Annotated in this window: 8 protein-coding genes and 1 pseudogene; 3 read left to right on the forward strand and 6 right to left on the reverse strand. The window is 71.3% G+C overall.

What is annotated here, in order from left to right; genetic code table 11:
- The coding region (locus CCN72_RS18850) for an FAD-dependent oxidoreductase (RefSeq protein ID WP_158101370.1) at positions 1 to 487 on the forward strand (487 nt) is incomplete at its 5' end.
- Between the two features lie 130 nt (positions 488 to 617).
- Here the strand turns inward: CCN72_RS18850 and CCN72_RS18855 are convergent.
- The 3 genes from CCN72_RS18855 to CCN72_RS18865 form a co-directional block, all read right to left on the reverse strand.
- A complete protein-coding gene (locus CCN72_RS18855; protein ID WP_085564209.1) occupies positions 618 to 1,427 on the reverse strand; it encodes an SAM-dependent methyltransferase in 810 nt (269 codons plus the stop codon).
- 89 nt (positions 1,428 to 1,516) lie between these two features.
- Complete coding sequence (locus CCN72_RS18860; protein WP_037653243.1) at positions 1,517 to 1,771, reverse strand: DUF397 domain-containing protein; 255 nt, start codon at positions 1,769 to 1,771, stop codon at positions 1,517 to 1,519.
- A complete protein-coding gene (locus CCN72_RS18865; protein ID WP_086808537.1) occupies positions 1,772 to 2,632 on the reverse strand; it encodes a helix-turn-helix domain-containing protein in 861 nt (286 codons plus the stop codon). It abuts the gene before it with no gap.
- A 217-nt stretch (positions 2,633 to 2,849) separates the two neighbouring features.
- On the opposite strand from CCN72_RS18865, the pseudogene CCN72_RS40625 reads away from it, so the two are divergent.
- Positions 2,850 to 3,443 (forward strand): annotated as a pseudogene (locus tag CCN72_RS40625) (ATP-binding protein); the annotation flags it as partial.
- A 416-nt stretch (positions 3,444 to 3,859) separates the two neighbouring features.
- Complete coding sequence (locus CCN72_RS18875; protein ID WP_085568459.1) at positions 3,860 to 4,258, forward strand: hypothetical protein; 399 nt, start codon at positions 3,860 to 3,862, stop codon at positions 4,256 to 4,258.
- A gap of 68 nt (positions 4,259 to 4,326) precedes the next feature.
- Here CCN72_RS18875 and CCN72_RS39645 read toward each other — a convergent pair whose 3' ends face one another.
- The 3 genes from CCN72_RS39645 to CCN72_RS18890 all read right to left on the reverse strand — a co-directional run bounded on the left by CCN72_RS39645 (position 4,327) and on the right by CCN72_RS18890 (position 6,142).
- Positions 4,327 to 4,500 carry a hypothetical protein gene (locus CCN72_RS39645; RefSeq protein WP_168722883.1) on the reverse strand — a complete coding sequence of 58 codons (174 nt, stop codon included), beginning with the start codon at positions 4,498 to 4,500 and terminating at the stop codon, positions 4,327 to 4,329.
- A gap of 156 nt (positions 4,501 to 4,656) precedes the next feature.
- Positions 4,657 to 5,301, reverse strand: a complete 645-nt coding sequence (locus CCN72_RS18885) for a DUF899 domain-containing protein (RefSeq protein WP_086808540.1) — start codon at positions 5,299 to 5,301, stop codon at positions 4,657 to 4,659.
- Between the two features lie 103 nt (positions 5,302 to 5,404).
- Positions 5,405 to 6,142, reverse strand: coding sequence for a nucleotidyltransferase domain-containing protein (locus CCN72_RS18890; RefSeq protein ID WP_086808541.1), 738 nt, complete (start codon positions 6,140 to 6,142; stop codon positions 5,405 to 5,407).
- Between the last annotated feature and the right edge of the window lie 45 nt (positions 6,143 to 6,187).

Genomic DNA, 6,187 nt, shown 5'->3' on the forward strand with positions numbered 1-6,187 from the left:
GATCTACCGGTTGTCGCCCGCGCACGAGGAGGCGGGGGAGCTGCGGACGGCGCCGTCGGCGCACGCGGACGCGCGGGTGTTCGCGGCGTCGACACTGCGCTTCTCCGGGGACGAGGGCGGGCATGTGCGGGCGCTCGAACTGGTGGAGGTGGACGAACGGCGGCAGCCGGTGCCGGGGACCGAGCAGACGATCCCGGCGGACATGGTGCTGCTCGCGCTCGGGTTCTCGGGGCCGGACCGGGAGGACGGGCTGGTCGAGCAGTTGGGGCTGGTGCTCGACGAGCGGGGCACGATCGCCCGGGACATCGGTTTCGCGACCAATGTTCCGGGGGTGTTCGCGGCCGGGGATGCGGCGCGCGGGCAGTCGTTGATCGTCTGGGCGATCGCGGAGGGGCGGGCGGTGGCGGCGGCCGTCGACCGGTATCTGACGGGCAGTTCGCAGTTGCCCGCGCCGATATCCCCTGGGGACAAGCCGATGCGGGTGTGAGGGGGCCGGCGCGGATAAGAGCGGGGGTGGCGTCCCGCCCGTGGACGTACGCCACCCCCGTCGCGGTTGCGGCCTATTTGCTCACGACCTGCCGCATACCGCTCACCACCTGCCGCTTACCACCTATCGCCTACCGCTTGAGGGCCACCGCGCCGTACCCGGGGATCACCCCGTCGTCCTGGCCCGGCACCGGTTCGCCGAGTTCCGGGTGCCACTTGTGGACGATCTCGACGCCGGGGTCGACGAGTTCGAGTCCGTCGAAGAAACGGGTGAACTCGTCGCGGGAGCGCAGGGCGATGGTGATGCCGGCGCCCTTGAGCTTGTCGGTGGCGGTGACGGAGTCCTCGGGGGTGAAGTCCGAGGTGGCGTGGGTCATCATCAGGTAGCTGCCGGAGGGCAGTTCGGACAGCAGCCGGCCGACGAGCTCATGGGCGCCGTCCGCGTCCGTGATGAAGTGCAGCAGGGCGATCAAGGAGAGGGCGACCGGCTGCTTCAGGTCGAGGACCTCGCGGGCGCCGGCGATGATCGCGTCCGGGTCGCGCACATCGGCCTGGAGGTATTCGGTGGCCCCCTGGGGCGTGCTGCGCAGCAGGGCGGCCGCGTGGGCGAGGACGATCGGGTCGTTGTCGCAGTAGACGACCCGGGCGTCGGGCGCGACCTCCTGGGCGACCTGGTGCAGGTTCGGCTCGGTCGGTATGCCGGTGCCGATGTCGAGGAACTGGCGTACACCCTGCTGGGCCAGCCACCTGGTGGCGCGGTGCATGAAGGCGCGGTTGACCCGGGCCATGACCGGGACGCGGGGTTCGAGCGCCAGCATCTGGCGGCCCATTTCCTCGTCGACGGGGTAGTTGTCCTTGCCGCCGAGGTACCAGTCGTACATCCGTGCGGGATGCGGTTTGCTGGTGTCGATCTCTACGGCCGTCGGGTCCTGCCCGCTCATGCGGCACTCCGTAAGCGTCTGTGGTGATGGGTAGTCAAGTCTGTTGTCAATACGAGAAGTCGAGCAAGTAGCAACACAAGCGACACGTGTCAGGAGAGCAGGAAGTCGGCCTCCCCCGCCTTGGCTCCTTCTATGAAGGCGGTCATCTCGTCCGTGGTGTAGATCAGGGCCGGTCCGTCGGGGTCGGTGGACTGGCGTACGGCGATCCGGCCGTCGGCCAGTTTCATCGCTTCCAGGCAGTTGCCGCCGTTGCCGCCGCTCCAGGGCTTGTGCCAGCCCTCGCTGCCCAGCTCTCGTGCGGGCATGCCGTTGTAGACGCGGGCGCGCGGCTTGATGTGTTTCATTCACAGCTCCTTGCAGAGATCCCGGAGGATCTCTTTCGTGCGTTGTGCCGTGGCGGCCTGCGCCGCCATGCGGTCCATGACCTCGAGGTGGGTCGCCACCTCTGAGCGCGCGTCGAGGTAGACGGCGCCGGTCAGGTACTCGCTGTAGACCATGTCCGGCAGTTCTGACATGGCGAATCGGAACAGCACGAAGGGCCCGTACGTCCCCGGGTGCGGCCCGTTCTCGAACGGGGCGACCTGGAGCGTCACGTTCGGCAGGCTCGCGGCCTCGATGAGCCGTTCGAGCTGGGCGCGCATCACCTCGGGGCCGCCGACGGGGCGGCGCAGGGCGGTCTCGTCCATCACGGCCCAGAACCGGGGTGCATCGGAGCGGTGGAGGAGTTCCTGGCGCCGCATGCGCAGCGCTACATGGCGCTCGATGTCGTCCGGGCTGGTCTCGCCGATCGCCCCCGACCTGAGCACTCCGCGCGCGTAGTCCTCGGTCTGGAGGAGTCCGGGGACGAAGTGCGGCTCGTAGGAGCGGATGAGGCTCGCGGCGCCCTCCAGGCTGACGTACATGGAGAACCAGCCCGGCAGGATGTCGTGGAAACGCTGCCACCATCCGGGGCGGTTGGCCTCTTCGGCCAGCTGGACGAAGGCTTCGGCCTCCTCGTCGGGGACGCCGTACGCCTTCAGCAGCAGCTGGAGGTACGGAATCTTGAGGGCTACCTCGGCCATCTCCATGCGGCGGACGGTCGCGGGGGCGACGCGCAGTACCCGGGCGGCGTCCTCGCGCTTCAGTCCGGCGCGTTCCCGCAGGTCCAGCAGGCGTCGTCCGAGGACCACCTGACCCACCGTCGGCGCGGACCGCGGTTCGCTCACGCTCCCACCTCCACCGAAAGCCTTCTCCCAAAGGAACCCTGACAGCCGTGCGGCGCCGTTCGAAGACTCACTCGGAGATCGGGTCGGACCTCCGATGGACCCAATTGGCGCCGCTCGACGTGCTGTTGCGAGCAGTGTGCCACGGCGCCTGACCGAGTCACACCGCACTCTGCAATTTTCAGAGTGACCCTTGCCAAGTGTCCGCGGCGGGGCGATAGTGGCAGGCGTGATTCCGTCCGCGCCTTTAGGAACAGACGCCGCCGCAGACCGTCCCGGTCGCGGCGCCGCAGCGGCGGCGGCCCCTCGGGGTGTCGCCGCCGTCGAGCGCCGGTTCCGCTTCGAGCTGGCCGCGCATCCGGGTTCCGTGGCCCGGGCACGGCGCCTGGCGCATGCCCGGCTGACCGGCTGGTCGGTGTGCGCGGACACCTGTGACAGCGCGGCTCTGGTGATATCGGAGCTGGTCACCAACGCGATCGTGCACACCGCGAGCACACGGGTGGTGTGCGAGCTGCACGACCGCGACGACCTGGTGCGCATCGCCGTGCGCGACGAGGGCTGCGCCCCCGGCGAGCCCCACCCGTCCCCACAGCGCCCCGACGAGGAGCACGGGAGGGGGTTGCTCCTCGTCGAGGCGCTGTGCCGGTCCTGGGGCGCGCAGGAGCACGGTTCCGGGCTGCTGGTCTGGGCGGAGCTGGCTCGCCGGGGCGAGACGCCTCCGGGATGTGCCGAGCCGCGCGACGACCTGGGCTGGGGTGCGGCCCGCCCCAAGCCGGAACGGCCGGACGGCTCCGACGGCGACGAACCGGCCGAGGGCCCCGGGATGGAACACGGCTCGGGCCGCGGTCCGGGCCATGGCCTGGATCTCGGTCCGGGGCTCGGTTCAGGTATCGGTTCGGATCACGACAAGGGCCACGGCCCGGACCACGGTATGGACGGTGACATGGGTACCGACCGACTCTGGGGCACTCTCGAACAGCCCGCGCACCGGGTGCCGGCGCAGCATCCTCCGTACGAGGGGTCCGGCCGGGCTCCGCTGCGGACCCCGGATCACCGGTGGCACGGGGCGCAGGAGCGCTACGGCGTACCGGACCGCCGTTCGCACAGAGCGCCCGAGCCGCGGCTCTGGGAGCGGCCGTGACCGGCGCGACGGGCCGGGGGCGGCACGACGCCCGGGGTTCCGGCAGACGTCTCGACGTCCGTTCCGAGGCCGCCGGGTCCGAGCGGGCGATGGGGATGGACACGCTGGTACGGCTCCAGCGCCGCCGTCCGGCCACGCAGCCGCTCCACCGGCTCCAGGTGCCGGAGGGCATGACGGTGCCGCTGGGCTGTGACGCCGTGGGCGTACCCGACCGGCTCGGGCCGCTCGTCGTGTCGCGGCTGCCGCGGCTGGGATGTGTGTACGCCGACGATGCCTACTGGTGGTGGATCGTCCCGTCGGACTCCGACTACGCCCTGCCGTGGCCTGCGCCCGCCCAGTACGCTCCGGGCGCCCTGGTCAGGGGTACCGCGCGGCTGATCCACCGGCCAGGGGGTACGGCGCCGTACACCCCGCCGATCCCCCTCTATCTCGCGCTGTGCCGGGCGACGGGCACGACTCCGGACTGGTCGCGCACCATCACCGCGTAGGGCTCACCATCACCGCGCAGGGTCCTGCCCTCAGGTAAGGCCGGCCAGGACCCGTCGTCGCGCGGGCCTCACTCGATCGCTCCGCTCCCCCGCACGATCACCAGGAACGTGTCCGTCGCGAGGTCCATGACGACCTCCGCGGGCAGGCCCTCCAGACGTCGCGCGTGCGCGAACTCCTCCGCGGGCCACGATCCGCGCGGGCCGCCGGCGGGAAAGCGTTCGAGCACTGTTCGCCCGTTCACCATCGCGCACCTCCACAAAGCGTCGTCCTGTTTGGAGTTAACGCGCTGGAGGGGCCGAACGCCTCGCCCGGTGACCCGACTGAGACATGGCTGACACGATTCCGGCACAGATCGTGATGATTCGGTCACCGATCGACACGAAATGTGCCGTCCGGGTCAGAAGTCGTATTCGTCGTGCAGACGGAGCCCCTCGCTGCCGGCGGGGCGGCGGCCGAGGGCGGTCAGGTCGAGGAGGGCGGCGGTGGTTCCCAGTTCGTCCAGGTCCGCGTCGTACACCGAGTAGGTGTGGAAGACCCGGTCGCGGTCGCGCAGGAAGCAGCTCAGGCCCGGTCGGTCGACCGGTTTCCCGCCGTTCCGTACGGTCGCCTCGAAGTCGTCGTTGAAGTCGCCCGGCGCCGAGGAGTACCAGGGCACCGTCCAGCCCATCCGCGCCTTGAACGGCAGGATGCGGGTGAACGGCGCCCGGGAGACCGCGGCGAACGAGGTGTCGCGGGCGCGCAGATGGGCGAGGTGGCCGACCTGGTCCAGAAAGGCGGCGCAGCACGGGCAGCCGGTCACCCATTCGGGGGCGAACATGAAGTGGTGGACGACGAGTTGGGAACGCCCCTCGAACAGGTCGAGCAGAGTGGCCTTGCCGTCGCCGCCCTCGAAGAGGTACTCGGGGTCGACCTCGACCATGGGCAGCCGCCGCCGCTCGGCGCCGAGTGCCTCGCGCTCCCGCCTGGCCGACTCCTCCCGGCGCCGCAACTCCTCGCGCGCGGCGCGCCATTGCTCGCGCGAGACGATCTCCGGTAGCGACATGGGTCCTCCTGTCCGACGGTCGGTTCGGGGTGGTGACCGGCGGCGGACACGGAATTCATCGCCCAGGCGTGGATTTTCTCCGGTGGGTTTACGGCGGCGCTGTTCACCAAGTCGGCGGCAGTGCTCCGGCGATGATCTCCTCGGCCCTGGTGACGGCCGCGACCAGGGCGTCGGGGGTGGTCCGCAGCCGGCCCGTCACCTCGTCGAACTCCCGCAGTCCGGCCTGCTCCAGCAGCCGCTTCTCGTTGGTGACCCACTCGCCGCGGGCCGCGAGGACCGCGTGGGCCGTCTGGGCCGCGGCGGTGGCGAGGGCACCGGCGGTCTCGGTGAGGCGGCCCCGGGGCGCGTGGTTGGCCCTGGCATAGCCGAGGGTGGCGCGGGCGGTGCCGCCCCAGTGCTCGGCGGCGGTACGGCGCAGCGGCTCCGGGTAGCCGGCCGGGCGGGGCAGGTCGCCGCGGAGCACCTGGTTGAGGGCGAGCTCGGCGACGATCAGATAGGTGGGGATGCCGGCGAGATGGAACAGCAGCGGCTCCACCCGGAACCGTCCCTGCTCCGCCTCGGTCAACTCGTGTTCCACGACGTCCAGATCGCGGTAGTGCACATCGACGCGGCGCCCGTCGGCGGTCAGCCAGGCGCCGCCGTTGAAGACGCCGCCGCCCCAGCCGCCGACCTCGCTCACCTCGCCGGGCCAGCCGAGGGCGCGCAGGTCGGCGGGGTCGAAGGGGCCGCGGTAGTAGACCGCCAGGTCCCAGTCGCTGTCCGGTCGGTGGGTGCCCTGGGCGCGGGAGCCGCCGAGGGCCACCGCGCGGACGGTGGGGAGCGCGGCCAGCCGGTCGGCGATGGCGGAGAGGAAGTCGGCGTCGGGGAAGCGGTCGGGGTCGGGGCG

Source organism: Streptomyces murinus, assembly GCF_002154555.1.
Taxonomy (GTDB): Bacteria; Actinomycetota; Actinomycetes; order Streptomycetales; family Streptomycetaceae; genus Streptomyces; species Streptomyces murinus.